Source organism: Stenotrophomonas sp. YJH_SMC_131 (assembly GCF_059367975.1).
Genome location: NZ_JCAFRJ010000001.1, coordinates 832,104 through 854,966, shown reverse-complemented (window position 1 = coordinate 854,966; position 22,863 = coordinate 832,104). Strand labels below are relative to the sequence as shown.

12 protein-coding genes and 1 riboswitch are annotated in these 22,863 nt (G+C 68.0%); of the genes, 7 read left to right on the top strand and 5 right to left on the bottom strand.

The genetic code is table 11. From position 1 onward, the window contains the following. Positions 1-8 precede the first annotated feature (8 nt). Positions 9-755 carry a glutamine amidotransferase gene (locus AC5P56_RS03860; protein ID WP_014648904.1) on the bottom strand — a complete coding sequence of 249 codons (747 nt, stop codon included), beginning with the start codon at positions 753-755 and terminating at the stop codon, positions 9-11. Next, positions 727-2,562 carry a GspE/PulE family protein gene (locus AC5P56_RS03855; protein WP_134809447.1) on the bottom strand — a complete coding sequence of 612 codons (1,836 nt, stop codon included), beginning with the start codon at positions 2,560-2,562 and terminating at the stop codon, positions 727-729. Before AC5P56_RS03855 ends, AC5P56_RS03860 begins: the two co-directional genes overlap by 29 nt. Positions 2,563-2,645: 83 nt before the next feature. On the opposite strand from AC5P56_RS03855, the gene glyQ reads away from it, so the two are divergent. The 4 genes from glyQ to AC5P56_RS03835 all read left to right on the top strand — a co-directional run bounded on the left by glyQ (position 2,646) and on the right by AC5P56_RS03835 (position 11,584). Continuing rightward, a complete protein-coding gene (gene glyQ, locus AC5P56_RS03850; protein WP_014648902.1) occupies positions 2,646-3,557 on the top strand; it encodes a glycine--tRNA ligase subunit alpha in 912 nt (303 codons plus the stop codon). 87 nt (positions 3,558-3,644) lie between these two features. Continuing rightward, positions 3,645-5,720, top strand: coding sequence for a glycine--tRNA ligase subunit beta (glyS, locus tag AC5P56_RS03845; protein ID WP_126411539.1), 2,076 nt, complete (start codon positions 3,645-3,647; stop codon positions 5,718-5,720). A gap of 213 nt (positions 5,721-5,933) precedes the next feature. Continuing rightward, entirely contained in the window at positions 5,934-7,730 is a 1,797-nt protein-coding gene (locus AC5P56_RS03840) for an autotransporter assembly complex protein TamA (protein WP_049442110.1), read from the top strand. Beyond that, complete coding sequence (locus tag AC5P56_RS03835) at positions 7,727-11,584, top strand: translocation/assembly module TamB domain-containing protein (RefSeq protein WP_288495543.1); 3,858 nt, start codon at positions 7,727-7,729, stop codon at positions 11,582-11,584. Before AC5P56_RS03840 ends, AC5P56_RS03835 begins: the two co-directional genes overlap by 4 nt. 11 nt (positions 11,585-11,595) lie before the next feature. On the opposite strand, the gene AC5P56_RS03830 is transcribed toward AC5P56_RS03835, so the two are convergent. Genes AC5P56_RS03830 through AC5P56_RS03820 form a run of 3 tightly spaced genes read right to left on the bottom strand, consistent with a single transcriptional unit; the run spans position 11,596 to position 15,979 of the window. Then, complete coding sequence (locus tag AC5P56_RS03830; protein ID WP_495231465.1) at positions 11,596-12,843, bottom strand: J domain-containing protein; 1,248 nt, start codon at positions 12,841-12,843, stop codon at positions 11,596-11,598. Then, positions 12,840-14,294, bottom strand: a complete 1,455-nt coding sequence (locus AC5P56_RS03825; protein ID WP_288495537.1) for a J domain-containing protein — start codon at positions 14,292-14,294, stop codon at positions 12,840-12,842. Before AC5P56_RS03825 ends, AC5P56_RS03830 begins: the two co-directional genes overlap by 4 nt. Next, positions 14,291-15,979 (bottom strand): Hsp70 family protein, encoded by a 1,689-nt coding sequence (locus tag AC5P56_RS03820; protein ID WP_495231464.1) that lies wholly within the window; start codon positions 15,977-15,979, stop codon positions 14,291-14,293. Before AC5P56_RS03820 ends, AC5P56_RS03825 begins: the two co-directional genes overlap by 4 nt. A 126-nt stretch (positions 15,980-16,105) precedes the next feature. Between AC5P56_RS03820 and AC5P56_RS03815 the strand changes: the two genes are divergently transcribed. From AC5P56_RS03815 to AC5P56_RS03805, 3 genes are all read left to right on the top strand, one after another. Continuing rightward, the gene (locus tag AC5P56_RS03815) at positions 16,106-18,253 is read left to right on the top strand and encodes a S46 family peptidase (protein ID WP_197605218.1); all 2,148 of its coding nucleotides are present in this window, start codon (positions 16,106-16,108) and stop codon (positions 18,251-18,253) included. Positions 18,254-18,486: 233 nt separating this feature from the next. Beyond that, positions 18,487-21,945 (top strand): hybrid sensor histidine kinase/response regulator, encoded by a 3,459-nt coding sequence (locus AC5P56_RS03810; protein WP_014648893.1) that lies wholly within the window; start codon positions 18,487-18,489, stop codon positions 21,943-21,945. Between the two features lie 140 nt (positions 21,946-22,085). Beyond that, positions 22,086-22,175: riboswitch (yybP-ykoY riboswitch) on the top strand. Between the two features lie 88 nt (positions 22,176-22,263). Beyond that, complete coding sequence (locus tag AC5P56_RS03805) at positions 22,264-22,839, top strand: manganese efflux pump MntP (RefSeq protein ID WP_032957840.1); 576 nt, start codon at positions 22,264-22,266, stop codon at positions 22,837-22,839. The last annotated feature ends 24 nt before the right edge of the window (positions 22,840-22,863 follow it).

Genomic DNA, 22,863 nt, shown 5'->3' with positions numbered 1-22,863 from the left:
GCCGCCGATTATCCCTGTTTTGCCGCCGGCTGGGCTGAAGACAGCCGCGCCTGGCGAACGAAGCGGCGCAGCAGCTGGCGCGCCAGCGGTGCGGCGCTGACCGCGCGCTCGATGCTGCGGGCACAGCCGCCATGGCGGCCGATGCAGTCGGCACGGGCACGCACGTAGCCGCGCATGTGGTGGGTGGCGAACTCGGGGTGGAACTGCACGCCCCAGGCCTGGCGCCCCCAGCGGAAGGCATGGCAGCCATCCAGCGGCGAGCGTGCCAGTACTTCGGCACCGTCAGGCGCGCGCAACACGGTCTGCAGGTGGGTGGCGTGGGCGGCGAAGTGCTGCGGCAGGCCCTGGAACAGCGGGTCCTGCGCGGCCTGCGGCTGCAGCTCCAGTTCGATCGTGCCCGACTCGCGCCCGGCCGGGTTGTAGGCCACCTCGCCACCCAGCGCGTGCGCCAGCAGCTGGTGCCCGTAGCAGATACCGAACACGGGCAAGTCGTCGTGGGCGGCCTGGCGCAGCCATGCGGCACTGCGCTCACTCCATTCGGCGTGGTCGGTGACGAAGGCGGCCGAGCCGGTCACCAGCACGCCGGCGAAGGCATGCGGGTCGGGCAGGGCATCCCCGTGTTCGACATCGACCACCACCGTCTCGTGCTCTTCCAGCCCGGCGGCCACCCGGATCCAGTGAGGGAAGCGCCCGTAGCGGCGCAGCGACGGCACCGGTCGGCCGGTTTCAAGGATCAGGAACGGGGCTGGGTTCATCCGGGGGCGGCAGGACTGACAGGACTTCCTCGATTGTAGTCAGCCCCTGCGCCACCTTTTCAAGCCCGGCCTGGCGCAGGGTTCGCACCCCTTCAGCCCGCGCGGCACGGGTGAAACCGGCCAGATCCATGTCGGCGCGGATCTGCCCACGCAGCCGCGAGCCCAATGGCAGCAACTCATACAGGCCGATGCGGCCGAGGAAACCGGTGCGCCGGCACTCCAGGCAACCAACCGGCCGACAGGGCGTGGCGGCATCTGGATATGCGGCTTGGCTATCAGCCAGCACCGCCCAGTCGGCAGCACCAAGGGTGTGCGGCTGCTTGCAGTGCGGGCACAGGGTGCGCACCAGGCGCTGGGCGAGGATGCCGTTGAGGGTGCTGGCCAGCAGGTAGTGCGGCACGCCCAGGTCGAGCAAGCGGGTGACCGCCGACGGCGCGTCGTTGGTATGCAGCGTGGACAGCACCAGATGGCCGGTCAGCGAGGCCTGCACCGCCATCTGCGCGGTTTCCAGATCGCGGATCTCGCCGATCATGATGATGTCCGGGTCCTGCCGCAGCAGGGTGCGCACGCCGCTGGCGAAGTCCAGGTCGATGTTGGCCTGCACCTGCATCTGGTTGAACTCGGGCGCGATCATCTCGATCGGGTCCTCCACGGTGCACACGTTCACGTCCGGCGTGGCCAGCCGCTTCAGCGTGGAATACAGGGTGGTGGTCTTGCCTGAGCCGGTCGGGCCGGTGACCAGCACGATGCCGTGCGGGCGTTCGACCAGTGCATTCCAGCCGGCGGCCTCCTGCGGACTGAAACCCAGCTGGTCGATGCTCTTGAAGGCGGCATCCGGGTCGAAGATGCGCATCACGCACTTCTCGCCGAAGGCGGTGGGCATGGTCGACAGGCGCATCTCGACCTCGCGGCCGCCCGGCGAGCGGGTCTTGATGCGGCCGTCCTGCGGGCGCCGGCGTTCGGCCAGGTCCATGCGGCCGAGCACCTTGATGCGGCTGACCACGGCGGTCATCACCGCCGGGGGCACCTCGAAGACCTTGTGCAGCACGCCATCGATGCGGAAGCGCATGCGCCCCATCTCGCGGCGCGGTTCCAGGTGGATGTCCGAGGCGCGCTGTTCGTAGGCATATTGCAGCAGCCAGTCGACGATGTGCACGATGTGCTGGTCGTCGGCATTGACGTCGCCGGTACGGCCCAGCTCGACCAGCTGCTCGAAGCTGGGCAGGGTGGTGCTGGCTTCGCCGCGGACATCGCCGCGCGCGCCACGCACCGAGCGGGTCACCCCGTAGAACTCCATGGTGTAGCGGTGCAGGTCGAGCGGATTGACCACCGCCAGCTCGATGCTGCGGCGGGTCAGGTGCTGCAGGTCGCGGCGCCACTCCTGCACCAGCGGCTCGCTGGTGGCCACCAGCACCCGTTCGGCATCCACCGCCAGCGGCAGGAAGCGGTGGCGGCGGGCGTAGGCGTGGGAGACCAGCGCGGTGACCGCAGCGACGTCGACCCGGGTCGGATCGATGCGCAGGTAGCGGCTGCCGGTGCGCCGGGCCAGCCATTCGGTCAGGCGTTCCAGGGTCAGTTCGCCACCGTCGCGGGCGGCCAGCTTGAGGTTGGACAGCAACACCAGCGGGTGCACTTCACTGGCATTGCGCGCGCCCTGTGCGGAAAACCGCATGCGCTCGACGTCGTGCTCGGCCACCAGGCCATCGGCCAGCAGCGCTGCGCAGACCTGTTCGAAATGCAGGCGGCCCCACGGCAGCGGGATGTCGCCTGGCTCGCCGGGCGTGCCCACCGGCAGCCGATGTTCCATCTGCCTGCTCCTCCCGGGTACGGAATGCCCCGCAGGTCGGCCGTTATACTAACGCACCCCCTTGCCGGCCAAGACTCGTACGCATGTCCGCGACCCCGACCGTTCCGATCACCTTCCAGGGCCTGATCCAGACCCTGAACCAGTTCTGGGCCCAGCAGGGCTGCGTGCTCATCCAGCCGCTCGACCTGGAGGTGGGCGCCGGTACCTTCCACCCGGCCACCTTCCTGCGTGCGATCGGTCCGGAACGCTGGAACGCGGCCTACGTGCAGCCGTCGCGCCGCCCGACCGATGGCCGCTACGGCGAGAACCCGAACCGCCTGCAGCGCTACTACCAGTACCAGGTGGCGATGAAGCCGGCGCCGGACAACATCCAGCAGCTGTACCTGGATTCGCTGAAGGCGCTGGGCATCGACCCGCTGGTGCACGACCTGCGTTTCGTCGAGGACAACTGGGAATCGCCGACGCTGGGCGCCTGGGGCCTGGGCTGGGAAGTCTGGCTCAACGGCATGGAAGTGACCCAGTTCACCTACTTCCAGCAGGCCGGTGGCCTGGAGTGCCGCCCGGTGCTGGGCGAGATCACCTACGGTCTCGAACGCCTGTGCATGTACCTGCAGAACTGCGACAACGTCTACGACCTGGTCTGGACCTACGGCCCGGACGGGCAACCGGTGACCTATGGCGACGTCTACCACCAGAACGAAGTCGAGCAGAGCACCTACAACTTCGAATACGCCGACGTGGACGAAATGTTCCACCGCTTCGATGCCTGCGAGCGTGAAGCGCAGAAGCTGGTCGAGGTGGGCCTGCCGCTGCCGGCCTACGAGCAGGTGATGAAGGCCAGCCACACCTTCAACCTGCTCGATGCACGCCGCGCGATCAGCGTGACCGAGCGCCAGCGCTACATCCTGCGCGTGCGCGCGCTGGCCCAGGCGGTGGCCAAGGCGTACTACGAGCAGCGCGAGAAGCTGGGCTTCCCGGGCGCGAAGAAGGCCTGACGGGCCGTCGGCACCCACCCGCTTTTCATCAACTACCCGGGGCGCCGGACGCGTCGCGCGCTGCGCCCCCACCACAGGATCGAACCGATGAGCCAACTGTCCCCCCTGCTGATCGAACTGGGCACCGAGGAGCTGCCGGTCAAGGCGCTGCCGGGCCTGGCCCAGGCGTTCTTCGACGGTGTTGTCGAAGGCCTGCGCACGCGCGGCGTCGCGCTGGAACTGGGTGATGCACGCCCGCTGTCGACCCCGCGCCGCCTGGCCGTGCTGCTGCCGGGCGTGGGCCTGGAACAGCCGGAACAGCACAGCGAAGTGCTGGGCCCGTACCTGAACATCGCACTGGACGCCGAAGGCCAGCCGACCAAGGCGTTGCAGGGCTTCGCCGCCAAGGCCGGGATCGACTGGACCGCGCTGGAGAAGACCACCGACAACAAGGGTGAGCGCTTCGTGCACCGCGCGGTGACCCCGGGCGCACGCACCGCCAGCCTGCTGCCGGAGATCCTGCGCGAGGCGATTGCAGCGATGCCGATTCCCAAGCCGATGCGCTGGGGCGGCCACACCTGGGGCTTTGCCCGCCCGGCGCACTGGCTGGTGCTGCTGCACGGTACCGAGGTGGTGGAGGCCGAACTGTTCGGCCTGCAGGCCGGCCGTGTCAGCCGTGGCCATCGCTTCCACCACGACCAGCCCGTGTCGCTGGCCCAGCCGCAGGACTATGTTGAAGCCCTGCGCGCCGCCTTCGTGCTGGTCGACCCGCGCGAGCGCCGTGCGCGCATCGTCGCCGAGGTCGAGGCCGCCGCGGCCAGGGCCGGTGGCAGCGCCCGCATCACCGACGACAACCTGGAGCAGGTGGTGAACCTGGTCGAGTGGCCGTCGGCGGTGCTGTGCAGCTTCGAACGCGCGTTCCTGGCAGTGCCGCAGGAAGCGCTGATCGAAACGATGGAGATCAACCAGAAGTTCTTCCCGGTGCTGGATGCCGCAGGCACGCTGACCGAGAAGTTCATCGGCATCGCCAACATCGAATCGAAGGACGTGGCCGAAGTGGCCAAGGGCTACGAGCGGGTGATCCGCCCGCGCTTTGCCGACGCCAAGTTCTTCTTCGACGAGGACCTGAAGCAGGGCCTGGCGTCGATGGGCGACGGCCTGAAGACGGTGACCTACCAGGCCAAGCTGGGCAGCGTGGCCGACAAGGTGGCGCGCGTGGCCGCCCTGGCCGAAGTGATCGCACCCCAGGTGGGTGCCGATGCCGTGCAGGCCAGGCGGGCTGCCGAATTGGCCAAGAACGACCTGCAGTCGCGCATGGTCAACGAGTTCCCGGAGCTGCAGGGCATCGCCGGCCGCCACTACGCCGTGGCCGGTGGCGAATCGACCGAGGTGGCGCTGGCCATCGACGAGGCCTACCAGCCGCGCTTCGGCGGTGATGACATTGCGCTGTCGCCGCTGGGCAAGGTGCTGGCCATCGCCGAACGCGTCGACACGCTGGCCGGTGGTTTCGCCGCGGGCCTGAAGCCGACCGGCAACAAGGACCCGTTCGCGCTGCGCCGCAATGCGCTGGGCCTGGCCCGCACGATCATCGAAAGCGGCTTCGAGCTGGACCTGCGCGCGCTGCTGGCCAGCGCCAACGCCGGCCTGGCCGCGCGCAACGTGCAGGCCGATGTCGGCGAGCTGTACGACTTCATTCTCGACCGCCTGAAGGGCTATTACGGCGACAAGGGCGTGCCGGCCACGCACTTCAACGCGGTGGCCGAACTGAAGCCGGCCTCGCTGTACGACTTCGACCGCCGCCTGGATGCGATCGGCACCTTCGCCGCACTGCCGGAAGCCGAAGCACTGGCTGCGGCGAACAAGCGCATCCGCAACATCCTGCGCAAGGCCGAGGGCGACATTCCGGCGCAGATCGACCCGGCGCTGCTGCAGGAAGACGCCGAGCGCGCGCTGGCCGAAGCGGTCACCGCCGCCATCGACGACACCGGCGCCAGCCTGCACCAGAAGGACTACGTGGCCGTGCTGGCACGCCTGGCGCGCCTGCGCCCGCAGGTCGACGCGTTCTTCGACGGGGTGATGGTCAATGCGGACGATCTGGCGCTGCGTGGCAACCGCCTGGCGCTGCTGACGATGCTGGGCGAGCGCCTGGGCAAGGTCGCGGCGATCGAGCATCTGTCGAGCTGATGCCCGTATCGGTAGTGCCGGCCGCTGGCCGGCATTACCCCCGCGCACCGCATCGCCGGTGGATGTCCATCGGGGTCATTGCCGGCATCGCGCACGATGCCGGCATCCTCGCCTGCATTCACGATGATCGCCACAAAGGTGCGTATTTTGACCGCCACTTAACAACCGATCCCGAATGACGTGATGCATTTCGCATCGTCACCTTCGGTCGGTATGCTGTCCCGCATGCAGCCAAAGAAATACGCCCTGCCGCTGATGGTCCTGTCGCTGGTCGCCACTTCCGTGGTCCACGCGCGCGGCACCATCGACAAGGTGGACATCAAGGGATTGGACAAGGGCGACGACGCCGCAATCATCGAGAACATCCAGGAATCGCTGTCGCTGTACGACACGATCGGCAAGCAACAGGGCGAATCGCGCCTGGAATACCTGCTGTCACAGGCCGAGCGGCAGACCCGCCAGGCACTGGAACCGTTCGGGTACTACAACCCGGTGATCAAGGTCGAGGCACCGCGCGAGGACGAACACGTGCGCGTGCTGATCCATGTCGACAAGGGCACCCCGGTGACCGTGCGCCGCGAGCACATCGACATCACCGGCCCGGCGATGTACGACCAGTACCTGCAGGATGACCTGGCCGCGTTCAAGCCGCGCAAGGGCCAGCGCTTCGAGCACACCCAGTACGAAGCCAGCAAGATCACCATCACCCGGCGCCTGGCCGAGCGCGGCTACTTCGACGCCGACTACACCCAGCGCCAGGTGCAGATCACCCGCGCCGACAACGCCGCCGACATCGACCTGACCTGGGACAGCGGCCGCCGCTACAACATGGGCCCGGTGCGCTTCCAGCAGGACTACTTCGTCGACAAGCTGTTCGATCCACTGGTCTACTGGGACCAGGGCAGCTACTACCACGAGGGCAAGCTGGACCGGCTGCGCGAGTCGCTGACCAAGCTGGACTACTTCAGCGTGATCGACATCCAGCCGCGCCCGGACCAGGCCGACGAGAACGGCGAAGTGCCGGTGGACGTGAAGCTGACGCGCGCCAAGCGCACCATCTATACCGCCGGCCTGAGCTACGGCAGCGAGAGCGGCCCGGGTGTACGCGGTGGCATCGAGCGGCGCTTCCTGAACAACCGCGGCCACAAGATGAACACGCAGCTGGACTATGCGCAGAAGCGCAAGAGCCTGGTCACCAGTTACCGCATTCCGGCCTTCAACTGGCTCGACGGCTGGTACACCTTCGCCGCCAGCGCGTACGACGAGCAGACCGACTACATCGATCTGCGCAACTTCAAGCTGATCGCCAGCCGCAGCGGCGAGATCAACGAGCACTGGACCGCGATCGCCTCGATCAACGCACTGCGCGAGCGCTGGCGCTACGCGTCCGGCACCGAATTCACCGACGCCGTCTACAACACCTCGACGCTGGTGTACCCGCAGATGGTTGCCGACTACGTCAACGTCGACGACGAGATGTTCCCGCGCAAGGGCATCAGCGGCGCGGCGACGGTGCGTGCCGGCGTGGAAGGCGCCGGCTCGGATACCAGCTTCGTGCAGGCCAACGCCGTGCTGCGCTGGTACATCCCGGTGGGTGAAAGCAACCGCCTGATCCTGCGCGGTGAAGGCGGCACCACGTGGACCAGCGACCTGGTGGCGATGCCACCGAGCCTGCGCTACTTCGCCGGCGGAGACCGCAGCATCCGCGGCTACGCTTATCGCGAAGTTGGTCCGCGCACGCCCAAACCCGACAAATATGCGCTGGGCGCAAAGAACCTGGTGATCGGCTCGGCCGAGTACGAACACTACTTCAATGGCGGCCCCTGGGGCGCGGCCGTGTTCGTCGATACCGGCAGTGCCTTCGACAACACCATTGACCTGCATACCGGCGTCGGCTTCGGCGTGCGCTGGAAATCGCCGGTGGGCCCGGTGCGGGTGGATATCGCGCACGGCCTGAACAATCCGGACTCGCAGTTCCAGCTGTACCTCAACATCGGAGCGGACCTGTGAGCACGCCCGCACCCACCCCGAACACGCCGCCGCCGCGCGTGCGTTTCTACCGCCGCCGCCGCTTCTGGGCGTGGTCCGGCGTGGGCGTGATCGGCCTGGTGCTGCTGGCGTTGCTGGCGGTGTACTGGCTGCTGCAGACCGTGGCCGGCCGCGATGTGCTGCTGGCCCAGGTGGTGGCGCGACTGCCGGCGGGCGCCAGCTTCACCTGGGACAAGGTGGACGGCCCGGTGGCCGGTCCGCTGACCCTGTACAACGTCGACTTCCGCTACGACGACATCCATTTCCACGCCGAGCGCGCGCACCTGGAGCCGGACCTGCGCCCGCTGCTGGGCCGCAAGCTGCTGCTGGACAAGCTGGAGCTGACCAACGCCACGCTGAACCTGGCCAAGAGTGACGAGCCGTTCAAGCTGCCGTCGTGGCCCGATTCGCTGCCGCAGATCGAAATGCCGCTGGCGATCCAGGCCGATGCCATTGCCATCGACGGCTTCCGCATCAGCCAGGCCAACGAGCCGGTGATCGACATCAGCCGTGTGCGTGGTGGCATCGAGATCGCCAATGGCGAGTTCCAGGCGCACAAGCTGGTCGTGGACAGCGACATGGGCAACTTCACCGCCCAGGGCCGTTACATTCCGGCCAAGGACTACGACACCGATGTGACGGTGACGGCGGTGCTGCCAGCACCGCGTGGGCGCACCGCCGCTACGGTGGGCCTGGTCGCACGTGGCGACCTGTCGCACATGGAAGTGGCCGTAGCCGGGCGCGCGCCGAAGCCGCTGCACGCGATGCTGGTGTTCGATGGCCGCACCGACCCGAGCTGGAGCGCCCGCATCCGCAGTGACGAGCTGGATCTGGCGCTGTTGTCGCCAGCATTGGCGAGCTCGGCGATTGCGCCGTTGTCGCTGGACTTCACCGCCGCCGGCAAGGGCGGCAATGCCAACCTGCGCGGCAGGGTGAAGCAGGGCGACCAGGAGCTGGAACTGGCACCGTCGGTGGTGTCGCTGCAGGACCAGGTGCTGAAGGTCTCACCGCTGCTGGTGAAGGGCCTCGGTGGCGAAGCGCGGCTGGAAGGCACCGCCGACTTCAGCCAGGACGATCAGCAGAAACTCAATTTCTCGGTGGTCGCACGCGATCTGACCTACGTGCCGGCACCCGACCCGAACACGGCTGGCAGCGCACCGGTGCCGGTCACCCTGAAGGAAGCACGCTTCGGCCTGGCCGGTACCCTGAAGGCCTGGGCGGCGATCGGCCGTGCCGAGATCGAACGCGAGGCGCAGAAGGCGCAGCTGCAGTTCGACGTACGCGGCAATGACCAGGCCGCGTCGATCCACCAGCTGCAGGCGCAGACGCCGGGTGGGCAGCTGCAGGTGGAAGGCCAGGTGGCCTGGGCGCCGCAGCTGGACTGGGACGCCAAGGCCACGCTGAAGGACTTCGACCCCGGCTATTTCGTGCCGGGCTGGAGCGGCCGCCTGTCCGGCAACCTGGCCTCCAAGGGCCGTCAGCTGCCGCCGCCGGCCAATGCCGCACCGGGCACGGCCGGCACGCTGGAAGCCACCGTCGACCTGCCGTCGCTGAAGGGCATCCTGCGCCAGCGCAACCTTGATGCACAGGGCAAGTTCGCGCTGCAGGGCGCGCAGGGCCAGGGTGACCTGAAGCTGTCGCTGGGCAGCAGCCGGGTGACCGCGTCGGGCAAGGTCGGCGACCGCCTCGACATCGATGCACGTTTCGAACCGCTGCAGCTGAGTGACCTGCTGCCGGGCGCCGACGGTGGCCTGCGCGGCCAGGTGCAGGTGAAGGGGCCGCGCGATGCGCCGGACATCACCGCCGACCTGGTCGGCAACAATCTCAACTGGGAGGGCTACGGCGCCGAGAGCGTGAGCATCAAGGGCCACCTGCCGTGGCGCGGCGACAGCGGCACGCTGGCGGTGCAGGGCCAGCAGGTCAACGCCGGCATGCTGCTGGAGCGCTTGAACGTGGATGCGCAGGGCAGTGTGTCCAACCTGCGCCTGGCTGCGCAGACCCGCAATGAGATGGGCGCGATCGAGCTGCAGGGCAGCGTGCGCCAGCAGGGGGCGCAGTGGCGTGGCGAGCTGGCCTCGCTGCGCATCGCACCGGTGAAGGGTGATGCGTGGTCGCTGCGTGCACCGGCGGCGTTCGCGATCAACGGCAGCACCTACACCCTGTCCGAAGCCTGCCTGGCCGCCGCCAGCAGCGGCGCGCTGTGCGCACAGGCCAACTGGCCGCGAGAAGGCCTGGTGCTGCGCAGTGACGCGCTGCCGCTGGCGCTGGTGCAGCCGTGGCTGCCGCCGCAGTCCGGCCGCCGCATCTACCTGCGCGGCGACGTCAGCCTGGACGCGCAGATCCGCCCGCGTGGCGCGGCCTGGGAAGGCCATGTGGAAGTGCGCTCGAAGGAAGGCGGCGTGCGCCTGGGCGAGAACCGCAACACCGTGGGCGATACCACCCGCGGCGAGCTGGTGCGCTATGACCAGTTCTCGCTGAAGCTCGACATGACCCCGGCCAGCATCAAGGGCTACCTGGGCATGGGCTTCCAGGGCAATGGTTTCGTCGACGCGAAGATGCAGACCGGCTGGGAAGCCAGCGCACCGCTGAACGGTGAGCTCTACCTCAACATGTCGCGGCTGTACTGGCTGGAGCTGTTCTCGCCGGACATCGTGCGCCCGACCGGCCTGATCGAAGGCCACGTCAGCCTGCGCGGTACGCGCGGGCAGCCGTCGCTGGGCGGCGACGCGCAGCTGAGCAACTTCAAGGGCGAATTCCCCGCGCTTGGCCTGACCTTCGACCAGGGCAAGGGCAGCTTCGTGGCCCAGCCCGACGGCTCGGCCAAGATCACCGCGCAGGCCAACTCGGGCCAGGGCACGCTGTATGTCGACGGCGGCCTGTCGTGGTTCGGTGATGCACAGCCGCTGCAGCTGAAGATCCACGGCGAGAACGTGCTGCTGTCCAACACCAGCGAGCTGCGCATCGTCGCCAACCCCAACCTCGACTTCACGTTGGCCAAGGCGGCGATGGAGCTGCGTGGCACCGTGCACGTGCCCGAGGCCGACATCGACCTGGAGCGCCTGGACCGTGGCACCTCGGTGTCCGAAGACGTGGTGGTGCTGGACCCGGCCGATCCGGAAGAGTCGCGCACCTCGCCGCTGGACATGGACCTGACGGTCAGCCTCGGCGACAAGGTGAAGATGACCGGCTTCGGCCTGAAGGGCGCGCTGACCGGCAAGATGCAGGTCTGGGCCAAGCCCGGCCGTGAAATGACCGCCAATGGCGGCCTGGAAGTGAGCGGCCGCTACAAGGCGTATGGGCAGGACCTGACCATCACCCGCGGCAACCTCACCTGGAACTACAACGCGGTGTCCGACCCGCGCATCAACATCCGCGCCGAGCGCCGGATCGGTGATGTCACCGCCGGCATCGACGTGACCGGGCGTGCGCAGCAGCCGCGCGCGGACGTGTGGTCCGATCCGGCGATGTCGCAGTCCGAGGCACTGGCCTATCTGGTGCTGGGACGCAGCCTGACCGGTGCCAGCAGCGACCAGGCGCAGCAGGTCAACGCGGCCTCGGCGGCGCTCTCGGCGGGCAGCGGCCTGCTGGCTTCGCAGCTGGGCGCCAAGCTGGGCCTGGACGACGCCGGCGTGAGCCAGTCGCGCGCGCTGGGCGGCTCGGTGATCGGTGTCGGCAAGTACATCTCGCCCAAGCTGTACGTCGGCTACGGCGTGTCGCTGGTCGGTGCCGGTTCGGTGATCACGCTGAAGTACCTGCTGCGCCGCGGGTTCGACGTGGAAGTGGAGTCGAGCACCGTGGAAAACCGCGGGTCGATCAACTGGCGGCGGGAGAAATAACCCGCTGCCCCTCAACCACCCTCTGTGTCGGGATCGGTCTGGCTGACAACGGCGAAGGAGGGGGCTGGCCTGCGCGGACGAGGCCCGTGCGTGAGCATGCCGTGCCCATCAAGCGCCGACGGTGGCTCGACGGGCGCTGGCGCGGACGCCGTCCGCGATGGGGTGCCTCCAACGAAAGGCGTCAGCATGAGGACGCCAGACACGATGACCACCGAGGCATGGATTGCCACGTGTTTCATGCTGGACGTGCTGATCGGGATAGGGCGAGCGGCATCACCGAGCAATGCCAGCGCTGCCAGAACGGCCAGCACGACGAGAGCGCCCAGCAGGCAGCGGACAATGGCCACCTGCATCTTCATGAGATTGAAGTGCCCGGGTTGGGATACCGCCATCCAGAAGGCGACCTGATCCGTGTCCAGTGGCGCCAGCGTGTCACGGACACCATGCACTCCCAGACGCTGCATCGTTTGCCGCATGATGCCAGCACGCCCGGGCACGCTGGCCGACAGCAGCGATTGCAGCCAGTGCCACGGTCGGGTCAAGCGTTCCATGCGGGCATGGGCCTCGGTTACGGACACGCGGTCATGCGGTCGGTCCAGGGCTGCGGTGAGGGCCGTGTGGTTGCGCGGCTGCAGCTGCCAGCGGCGATGCAGCAGGTTGCGCCGTGCGCGGACCCGGTAGGGATCGATATCAGCCCGGATCTCATCCCAGCAGAAGTATCGACCCAGCAGATCGAAGTTGGACTCGCACAGCGGCTGGCCCTGGTGCAGCAGCTGCTGCAGTACCACGTCACCGATACGCGGCCTGTCGGCCAATGACCACAGCTCCGGGCGATGGGCCAGCCAGTGCTCGAAGCTGGCCGGGTCGGCGTCGCCGGCGGTGTTGATCAGCAGGCGCGCAAACCGGGGCAGGTTCAATGATGGCTCCACCACATCGTCCGGCATGTCGGTGTCGGGCGGGCATGGATGATGCAGCACCGGCATCTCGTCCATCGGCGAATGGCTGTCGTACGGCGCCGGTGGGCCGGGTGGGCTGTTGTCTGCAGGTGGCGTCGACAGCGCTTCTGCACTGCTTTCCTCCTGCCATTGCGTGCGGCTGCGTGCCCACAGCAGGGCCTGCTGGTAAGCCTCGTGCAGCGCCTGGAATGCCACCGGGTCTTCGTCCGGGCGTGCCGCGCGCAGTCTCTGCGCATAGGCGCGCTTGATCGCCTTTTCGTCGGCGCTGGCGTCGAGCCCGAGAGCGTCCAGTGCCCGGTTCACACGGTGTTTCCAGAAGCAGGTGGAGGCAGGTCGATCGACAGGCGACGGCACCTGTCACGCAGGAACCAGGTGGTCCATAGCAGCAGGACCAGGGCGCAGCCCACTTCGGGGACGAACATGCCGATGCCCGGTCCAATCAGGTTGCGCGGCCGGAATCCCCGGCCATCCTCGCGCCGGATCCAGCGTGCCGTCGCCAGAGCAAGGCCAGGGAACAGCAGCAACGTACCTTCCAGCCGCAGATCCAGGCCATGGACCAGGATCAGGCTGGCGAGGGCGATCAGCGGCGCTGGCAACGCCAGCAGCCATCCCCAGCGCGAAGGGGGCAGATCCAGCGTCAGCTGGCGCAGCGCCCAACGGACATGGACCCACAGAGCGCCGGCCAGGGCGAGCAGGACCCCGAGCAGCACGCCGCCTATGCCGAGCGCGGCGGCGGTGCGCAGGTCACGCTGGGCAAGACTCATGAGAGTCGAGCCACCGGCAATCGCGAGCGTCAGGGCAGCCAACAGGCCGCCCCGCAGCGCATTGACCTGGCAACGCCAGCGGTTGGGACGGGAAACGTCGGCAAGGCTGCGCCAGAACTGCACCTGCTGCCGATCCCAGGCGGCGGGCAATGGCTCCTGGCCGCCGCGTTCCAGCGCATCCAGCAGCGCGTTGACCTCAATGATGTGCTCGGGCAGCTGCGCCTGCCAGAGGGATCGTCGCGCGTGCCATGGCTGCGACAGGTAGCGCAGGCAACGCGCAAGGGTGACCCTCCCCAGCCGCAGGCTGCCCTCTTGTTCAAGCAGTGCCGACAGCTCTGCCGCATTCCCGGTCTCGGCGGCCCAGCGTCGATGACCGCGCGACTGGATCGATGCCAGCCTGTCCGGATCCACGCCATCGTGTACATCATCCCAGCCAAAGCAGCGTGCCAGCAGACCCATGTTGGCTGCGCTGACGCTGTTGTGACTGCGTGCCAGTTCATCCAGCAGCGCGTCGCCCACCAATGGCTTGTAGCGCAGCGACCACAGCACCGGCGTGGCCTCCAGCCAGGGGCCGAAGTCTTCAGGGGAAGACAGATGGGCCATGCGCAGGATCGTGTGCGCATGGCCCGATACGTGGACCGCTCCCTCCAGTTCCGCCACTGGTGCCGTGCGCAGCAGCACAGGCGTGCCGCGAGGTGGCCATGGAGGCGAGTACGAACGCGTTTCGGGCGGCGCCCATGCCACGTCTGCGTCGGGCGGCCAGGGTGCGATGTCGGTTGCATGCTTCGCCGGTTCGTCTTCGTCCGCGATATCGGCCAGCGCTTCCTGGCGGACCCAGTCCAATGCCGCCTGATAGGCCTCATGCAGATGCTGGAAGGCGACCGGATCCTCGTCAGGGCGCGTCACCCGCAGGCGCTTTGCATAGGCGCGCTTGACCGCGCGCTCGTCAGCCGTTTGGTCCAGCTCCAGGACGTGCAGTGCCCAGCTCATGCATCGCGCTCGAGGGCGTCGAGTGCCTCGTCCAGCTGACGGCGATGACGCTCGACGGCAACGGCATCCTGGCTCTCCAGCACATGGCGGAAGCTGCTCAGCCACGACTGCAACTGTTCACGGTGATGGATGCGTTCCTCGTACAGGCGCTCGGTGCGGGCGATCACCGCGAGGTTGGGCTGGGCGTCACGCGGGTGGATCTTCAGCGCTTCCAGCGCGCGCAGGCGCTGCTGGATCTCTTCGGGTGACAGCAGCCCGGGATTCTGTTCCAGGATGAGCTCGTGGCGCCTGCCGGTGGCATCCTCGGTGACTTCCACCTGCAGCAGCCCGTTCACGTCGTAGGTGAAGCGGGCGGTGACGCTGCGTTCCTGCATCGGGACAGAATGGGTCAGCGGCACGGTCAGCTCACCGAGCTTGATGTTGCGATCCACCGTCGGGCTCTCGCCCTGGAACACGTCGATGCGGATGGCACTTTGCCGCTCGTGCAGCGGGTAGAAGCGATCCTCGCGGCTGACCGGCACCACGCTGTTGCGCTGGATGATCGGGTGGAAATAGCCGCTGCGCTCGCCACCGGCAGCATCCTGGCGGGACACCTGCGTGCCAAGCGTGTAGGGGCAGACATCGGTCAGCACGACTTCGCGCAGCGATTCGTCGCGCGCCTTCAATCCCGCTGCAACGGCGGCACCCAAGGCAATCGCCTGGTCCGGATGGACATGGCGCAGCGGCAGCCGGCCGAACATGCGGGTCGCAAGCCTGCTGACCATCGGCATGCGTACCGCACCGCCGACCAGGATGATGTCGTCCAGCGCCTCGGGCTTGAGCCGGGCGTCGCGGATCGCGCGCTCGATGGGCGCGCGCATGCGCAGCAGCAGTGGCTCGCAGAGCTGGGCGTAGCGAGCTTCATCCAGCTGCCACTGGCGTTCGCTGCCGGCCAGGGGCAACTGCAGGCTGGCAGTGCCGCTCTGGCTGAGTTCGCGCTTGAACAGTTCCAGCCGACGCAGCAGCTGCGCCTGCTCGGCAGCGGACAGGTCGCTGGCGGACGTGCCCTGGTCGGCGTGGAAGGCCTGCACGAGTACCTGCAGGAAATCCTCGCCGCCCAGGAAATTGTCGCCGGCGCTGGCATGCACTTCGACCACGCCATCGAACAGTTCCAGGATGGAGACGTCGAAGGTGCCGCCGCCCAGGTCCAGCACCAGCACGCGGCCTTCGCCGTCACGCTCCTGCAGACCATAGGCCAGCGCAGCGGCCGTGGGTTCATTGATCAGGCGCTCGACGCGGATGCCGGCCAGTTCGCCGGCGGCCCGGGTGGCCTTGCGCTGGGCGTCGGAGAAGTAGGCCGGCACGCTCATCACCGCTTCCTCCACCTTGTGGCCCAGGGCGGCTTCGGCGTCGGCCAGCAGCGAGCGCAGCACCATGGCCGAGAGCTCCTCGGGACGGAAACTGCGCTCACCCAGCCGGGTCTCACGGTCGCTGCCCATCCAGCGCTTGAAATGGGCCACGGTCTGCTGCGGATGGCTGACCAGGCGGTCACGGGCCGGCTGGCCGACCAGTACGGCACCATCGACGAGGCTGACCACCGAAGGGGTCAACAGCTCGCCATGGGCATTGGGGAACAGCTGCGGCCCTGCTGCCGTGTGCCTGCCGATGAGGGAATGGGTGGTGCCAAGATCGATGCCGACGATCATCTGCGAACGTCCGATGTGCAGAAAACGGCAATTCTAGGAGCGCGGCGCAGGCCTGACTATCGGGCGTTGCCCGACAGCGCCCCACGGGCTATGGTCCCGGGCTGTTCTGTCGTACCGGATTGCCTCATGTCACCACGCAAAGCCCTCCCCACCGCCCTGGCCCTGGGCCTGACCCTCGCCACCGGCGCCCACGCCGATGAAGGCATGTGGATGCCGACGCAGCTGCCGGACCTGGCCCAACCGCTGCAGGCCGCTGGCTTCAAGGGCAATCCGGCCGACCTGGCCAACGTCACCGCGCCGCCGCTGAGCGCCGTGGTGCGCGCCGGTGGTGGCACCGGTTCGTTTGTGTCCGCCGACGGCCTGCTGCTGACCAACCACCACGTGGCGATGGGCGTGATCCAGTACAACAGCTCGCCCGAGCACGACCTGATCGCTGGTGGCTTCATCGCCAGGGACCGTGCCGACGAGCGCCCGGCCAACCCGGACTTCCGCGTGCTGGTCACCGTCGGCTTCGACAAGGTGACCGACCAGGTGCTGGCACAGGCCCATGGCAAGACCGGCCGTGCCTACTTCGATGCCGTGGATGCAGCCAGCAAGCAGATCGTGGCCGAGTGCGAGAAGGACGGCAGCGTGCGCTGCTCGGTGGCCAACATGTACTACGGCACCGATTTCTACCGCATTGCCCAGCTGGAACTGAGCGACGTGCGCCTGGTGTATGCGCCGCCGCGTGCGATCGGCAACTACGGCGATGAGATCGACAACTTCATGTGGCCCCGCCACACCGGCGACTTCACCCTGCTGCGCGCCTACGTGGGCAAGGACGGCAAGCCGGCCGCCTACAGCAAGGACAACGTGCCCTACCAGGCGCCGGCACACCTGCAGATGTCGGTGGAAGGCCCGAAGGAAGGCGATTACGCGATGCTGGCCGGTTACCCGGGCATCACCTACCGCCACCGCACCGCGGCCGAATTCGCCGGCCAGATCGATACCGTGCTGCCGCGCCGCGTATCGGTGTTCCAGCAGATGATCGACACCATCGAGGCCGCCAGCGCCAAGGACGCGCAGGCGCGTACCCGCTACGCCTCGCAGCTGCAGTCGCTGAAGAACAACCGCAAGCGCGCCGCCGGCGAACTGGAAGGCCTGCTGCGCAGCGATGCGAAGGCCCAGCGTGCCGCCGACGAGACGGCCATGCTGGCTGCCACCGACCGCAGGTACCAGGGTGACATCAAGGCGCTGCTGGCCAACCTGTCGCAGGGTGCGGCGGTGGGCGAGCGTGACCTGCTGCTGGAGCAGATGGCCGCGCAGAGCCAGCTGCTGCGCTCGGCGCTGCTGCTGGAGCGCCTGCGCATCGAATCGGCCAAGCCGGACGCGCAGCGCGAGAGCGGCTACCAGCAGCGCGACCAGGCGATGATCGAAGGGGTGCTCAAGCAGGTCCAGCGCCGTTACGCGCCGGAGGTCGAGAAGGCCCTGCTGACCACCCTGCTGACCCGCTACCAGCAGCTGCCGGACGCGCAGCGCGTGGCCGAGTTCGACGCGGCCTTTGGTCGTACCCCACAGCAGCTGGCCAAGGCGCTGGACACCCTGTATGCCGGTACCCAGCTGGGTGAGGAAGCGCAGCGCCTGTCGCGCTTTGCCGCCGCACGCGAAGGCAAGGCACTGGCCGCCGATCCGCTGATCAGCGTGGCCGGTCCGCTGGTGGCCGCGCAGCTGCGCATCGAGAACGAGAGCAAGACGCGCGAAGGCGAGCAGCTGCGCCTGCGCCCGGCGTACATGCAGGCGCTGTTCGCCTGGCGTGCCAAGCAGGGCCGCGCGGTGTATCCGGATGCCAACCGCACCCTGCGCATCAGCTACGGCAAGGTCGAGGCGCTGCACCCGCGCGATGGCGTGACCTACTCGCCGGTGACCACCGTGGCCGGCATCGTCGAGAAGAACACCAACGCCTATCCGTTCGATGCCCCCAAGCCGTTGCTGGCAGCGATCGCCAAGGGTGACTTCGGCAGCACCGCCGATCCGGCACTGAAGACCCAGACGGTCAACTTCCTGACCAACCTGGACACCACGGGCGGCAACTCCGGCTCGCCGGTGCTCAACGCCAGGGGCGAACTGATCGGCCTGAACTTCGACAGCAACTGGGAGTCGGTCAGCGCCAGCTGGTGGTTCGACCCGCGCTACAAGCGCGCCGTGCACGTGGACATGCGCTACCTGCGCTGGCTGCTGGCCAAGGTCTACCCGGCGCCCGAGCTGCTGAAGGAAATGGGCGTGCCGGCCCAATAACGCCGGTACCTGGCAGGCGCCCACCGCTTCCTGGTGGGTGCCCATTGATTCCCGGTAGGTGCCCACTGTTAGTGGGCACGGATGTCCCCGTCACGACCAACGGTCGTGACCCACCAGACGGATCAACGATCGTGACCTACTGCCATGCTCCACCCTTGCGGTCCTTCCTCGTGACCTACCCGCACGACCAGCGGTCGTGATCTACTGACCCCTGTCCTGACGGAAACGCACGCGTGGTCTCCAGCTGGATCCTGCTGCTGGTCTCGGTTGCCTATGCCGCGCTGCTGTTCGGCGTGGCGTGGTGGGGCGACCGTCGGCCGATGTACCCCGACCGGCCGTGGCTGCGGCCGGTGGTCTACAGCCTGGCACTGGCCGTGTACTGCTCGTCGTGGACCTTCTACGGCGCGGTCGGCACCGCCGTGCGCAACGGCGTGGGCTACCTGCCCATCTACATCGGCCCGCTGCTGCTGCTGCTGTTCGGCTGGCGCATCATCGAGCGCCTGGCGCTGATCGCGCGCAGCCAGAACGTGGTCTCCATCGCCGACTTCATCTCCTCGCGCTTCGGTCGCTCGCGGCGGCTGGCGGCGCTGGTGGCGATCATCGCGCTGATCGGCATCATTCCGTACCTGGCGCTGCAGTACAAAGCGGTGGCGATGAGCCTGCAGGTGCTGACCGGCAACACCGGCCCGACCGGCTTCTTCACCGATCCCGCGCTGTACGTGGCGCTGCTGATGGCGCTGTTCGCCACCCTGTTCGGTACCCGCCAGGTCGATGCCACCGAACACCACCACGGCATGATGCTGGCCATCGCCTTCGAATCGGTGATCAAGCTGCTGGCGATGCTGGCCGTGGGCGTGTTCGCCTACCTGTGGCTGAGCAACCGCACCGACGCGGTGGTCGAGTCGGTGCATACGCTGTTCACCGGCCTGCCGCCGGTGGGCTTCATCTCGCAGACGCTGCTCAGTTTCCTGGCCATCATCTGCCTGCCGCGCCAGTTCCACGTGGCTGTGGTCGAGTGCGGCGATGTGCGCGACGTGCGCCGCGCGCGCTGGATGTTCGGCGGCTACCTGGTACTGATCTCGGGCATGGTGCTGCCGATCGCCACCGCCGGCGTGACCCTGTTCGGCACCGGCGGCAGCGTCGCCGACGACTCGATGGTGCTGGCCCTGCCGCTGGCCGAGGGCCGCAACGCGCTGGCGCTGATCGCCTACGTGGGCGGCTTTTCGGCGGCCACCGGCATGGTCATCGTGTCGTCCATCGCGCTGGCTACCATGGTCAGCAACGACCTGGTGATGCCGGTGCTGCTGCGTCGGAGCGGTGATCACCAGGAGGCCGCCGACGTCGCCTCGCGCGTGCTGTGGATCCGCCGCCTGGCGATCCTGCTGCTGGCGTTGATGGCCTACAGCTACTACCGCACCAGCAGCAACGACAGCACCCTGGCCTCGTACGGCCTGATGGCGTTCGCAGCGGTGGCGCAGTTCGCGCCCGGCCTGATCGGCGGCCTGTACTGGCGCGGTGCCAGCCGGCGTGGCGTCGAGGTGGGCATGCTGCTCGGCTTCGCCACCTGGCTGTACACCCTGCTGTTGCCGGCGATGACCATGGCCGGCTGGGTCGATGCCGCCTGGGTGCAGCACGGCCCGTTCGGCATTGAGTGGCTGCGCCCGCAGCAGCTGTTCGGCATGACCGGCTGGGATCCGCTGACCCATGGCACGTTCTGGTCGCTGCTGGTCAATGCGGCGACGATGATGCTGGTGTCCGCACGCTGGCGACCCGGCGTCGACGAGCGCCTGCGCGCTGCCCCCTTCCTCGACCCGTATGCCGAACGCCCGTCGGTGGCCGGCGGCTGGCCCGGCCACGTGCACGTGGGCGACCTGCTGGCACTGGCCTCGCGCGTGGTCGGCGAGCGCCACGCGCGGCGTTCGTTCTTCGAGCAGGCGCAGTCGCTGGGCCGCGAGCTGCAATCCTCGGCGCCTGCGGACCGGCCGTGGGTACAGTTCACCGAGCGTCTGTTGGCGGCCTCGATCGGCGCGGCATCGGCGCGCCTGCTGCTGACCAGCCTGCTGCGTGGCTCGGGCATGGACTTGGGCGAAGTGGTGGCGGTGCTGGACGAAGCGGGGCAGGAGCTGCGCTTCAACCGCGAGATCCTGTCGACCACGCTGGAGAACATCAGCGCCGGGGTCAGCGTGGTTGATCCGGATATGCGCCTGACCGCATGGAACCGCCGCTACCAGGACATGTTCGGCTACCCCGACGGCATGCTCTACGTGGGCCGCCCGGTGGCCGACCTGATCCGCTACAACGCCGAGCGCGGCGAGCTGGGCGAGGGCGATATCGAAGTGCAGATCAACCGCCGCATCGGCTACATGCGCGCCGGCTCACCGCACGTGTTCGAGCGCACCCGCAGCGACGGCAAGGTGATCGAGATGCGCGGGCAGGCGCTGCCCGGCGGCGGCTACGTGACCAGCTACAACGACATCACCGACTACAAGCACGCAGAAAAAGCCCTGCTGGAAGCCAACGAGACGCTGGAACAGCGCGTGGCCGAGCGCTCGCACGAGGCCGAGGTCGCGCAGCAGTCGAAGACCCGCTTCCTGGCGGCGATCAGCCATGACGTGTTGCAGCCATTGAACGCCGCACGGCTGTTTGCTTCGGCGCTGCGCGACAGCGACCATGTGAGCGACGAGCAGAAGCACCTGGCCGAGCGCGTGGATGCGTCGCTGCGTGCTGCCGAAGAGCTGCTTGATGGCCTGCTGGACGTGTCGCGGCTGGATGCCGGTGGCCTGCACCCGGTGATCGGCGAGTTCGACGTGAGCGCGCTGATGCGCGAACTGGCCGCGCAGTACACGCCGGTCGCCGCCGGCCGTGGCCTGCGCCTGGACCTGTTCACGCGTCCGGCCTGGGTGCGCAGTGATCGCCGCCTGCTGCGCCGCGTGCTGCAGAACTTCCTGGCCAATGCGCTGCGCTACACCCGTCAGGGCCGCATCGTGCTGGCGGTGCGCCAGCGTGGCAACGAAGTGGAGCTGCAGGTATGGGATACCGGCCCGGGCATTCCCGAGCACCACATGCGGCAGATCTTCGACGAGTTCCACCGCTACCAGCAGCCGTTCGATTGGGGCGAACAGGGGTTGGGCCTGGGCCTGTCGATCTGCCAGCGCATCTCGCGCCTGCTTGACCATCGCCTCAATGCGCGCAGCCGGGTTGGCAAGGGCTCGATGTTCTCGATCATCCTGCCGCGGGTGGCGCCGCTGCCGGGCTATACCGAACTGGCCGCGCCGGTACAGGCCGCAGCCGCGCCGCTGCGCAGCGATTCGCTGGCCGGCCTGCGCGTGCTGTGCGTCGACAACGACGAAGAGATCCTCGACGGCATGCGCGCGCTGCTCGGTCGCTGGCAGGTGCAGGTGATTACGGCATCGACGGTGGATCAGGCGCTGGAGAAAGTGGCCGAGCGGCCGCAGGTGATGCTGGTGGACTACCACCTGCACGACCGCATGGACGGCCTGGATGCGCTGGTGGCGCTGCGTGAAGCCGCCGGTTACCCGCTGCCGGGTGCGTTGTTGACCGCCGATGGCCGCGACGAACTGAAGCGGATGGCACGCGAACGCGGCTACCGCGTGCTGACCAAGCCGATCAAGCCGGCCTCGCTGCGCGCCTTCCTGGGCGCGCTGCGCGATGCCGGCAATAGCGATGCCTGATCGGCAATTGTAGAGCCGAGCCCATGCTCGGCTCCCGAACGCATAGCGGCGCCGATATAGCCATCGCTATACAAACCAGCCCTGCCTGCGCGTTTCGCTGGAAATGCGCCACGTGCGGATCGCGATGCTAAGCTTCGCGTCCCCTTGGGGAGTAGCCGGATTCCTTCGCAGGAATCGTCCACGTCAACATACTCGGCCAGTGCGCCGTGGCGTGGACAACCATGATGGTTGGCGAGACCAGCGGCCCGCGCGCGCAACGTCAGGTTGGGCGCGAGCGCAGGCCGTGCGTCCGTCCTAGCCCGACCTCAGCCACCGCCCATGTCCCCCATTTCGATCCTCCTGATCGGCTTTGCCATGTCCACCGATGCCTTCGCCGCTGCAATCGGCAAGGGTGCGGCCATGCGCAAGCCGGTGTTCCGCGATGCATTGCGTGCCGGCATCATCTTCGGCGTCATCGAGGCGATCACGCCCATCATCGGCTGGCTGCTCGGTCGGGCTGCCCTGCAATACGTCGAAGCCTTCGACCACTGGATCGCCTTCGGTCTGCTCGGCGCACTGGGCATCCACATGATCTACAACGGCCTGCGCCCCGACAGTGCTGAGGACGACGAAGATCCGTCGCAACACCACGGCTTCTGGAAGCTGGCGCTGACCGGTTTCGCCACCAGCATCGACGCGATGGCGGTGGGCATCGGCCTGGCCTTCATGGATGTACATATCGGCGTGATGGCTGCGGTGATCGGCCTGTGCACGCTGACCATGGTCACCGTCGGCATCATGCTTGGCCGCGTACTGGGCAGCATGGTCGGCAAGCGTGCGGAGATCATCGGTGGCGTGATCCTGGTGATCATCGGCGCAACGATCCTGTACGAACACCTGCACGGCGTGGGGTAACGCCCGCCCCTGTAGAGCCGAGCC

Bases quoted from the DNA above. Each gene is read 5' to 3' on its own strand.
- AC5P56_RS03860 (WP_014648904.1), bottom strand. From the start codon at position 755: ATGAACCCAGCCCCGTTCCTGATCCTTGAAACCGGCCGACCGGTGCCG.
- AC5P56_RS03855 (WP_134809447.1), bottom strand. From the start codon at position 2,562: ATGGAACATCGGCTGCCGGTGGGCACGCCCGGCGAGCCAGGCGACATC.
- glyQ (WP_014648902.1), top strand. From the start codon at position 2,646: ATGTCCGCGACCCCGACCGTTCCGATCACCTTCCAGGGCCTGATCCAG.
- glyS (WP_126411539.1), top strand. From the start codon at position 3,645: ATGAGCCAACTGTCCCCCCTGCTGATCGAACTGGGCACCGAGGAGCTG.
- AC5P56_RS03840 (WP_049442110.1), top strand. From the start codon at position 5,934: ATGCTGTCCCGCATGCAGCCAAAGAAATACGCCCTGCCGCTGATGGTC.
- AC5P56_RS03825 (WP_288495537.1), bottom strand. From the start codon at position 14,294: ATGAGCTGGGCACTGCACGTCCTGGAGCTGGACCAAACGGCTGACGAG.
- AC5P56_RS03820 (WP_495231464.1), bottom strand. From the start codon at position 15,979: ATGATCGTCGGCATCGATCTTGGCACCACCCATTCCCTCATCGGCAGG.
- AC5P56_RS03815 (WP_197605218.1), top strand. From the start codon at position 16,106: ATGTCACCACGCAAAGCCCTCCCCACCGCCCTGGCCCTGGGCCTGACC.
- AC5P56_RS03805 (WP_032957840.1), top strand. From the start codon at position 22,264: ATGTCCCCCATTTCGATCCTCCTGATCGGCTTTGCCATGTCCACCGAT.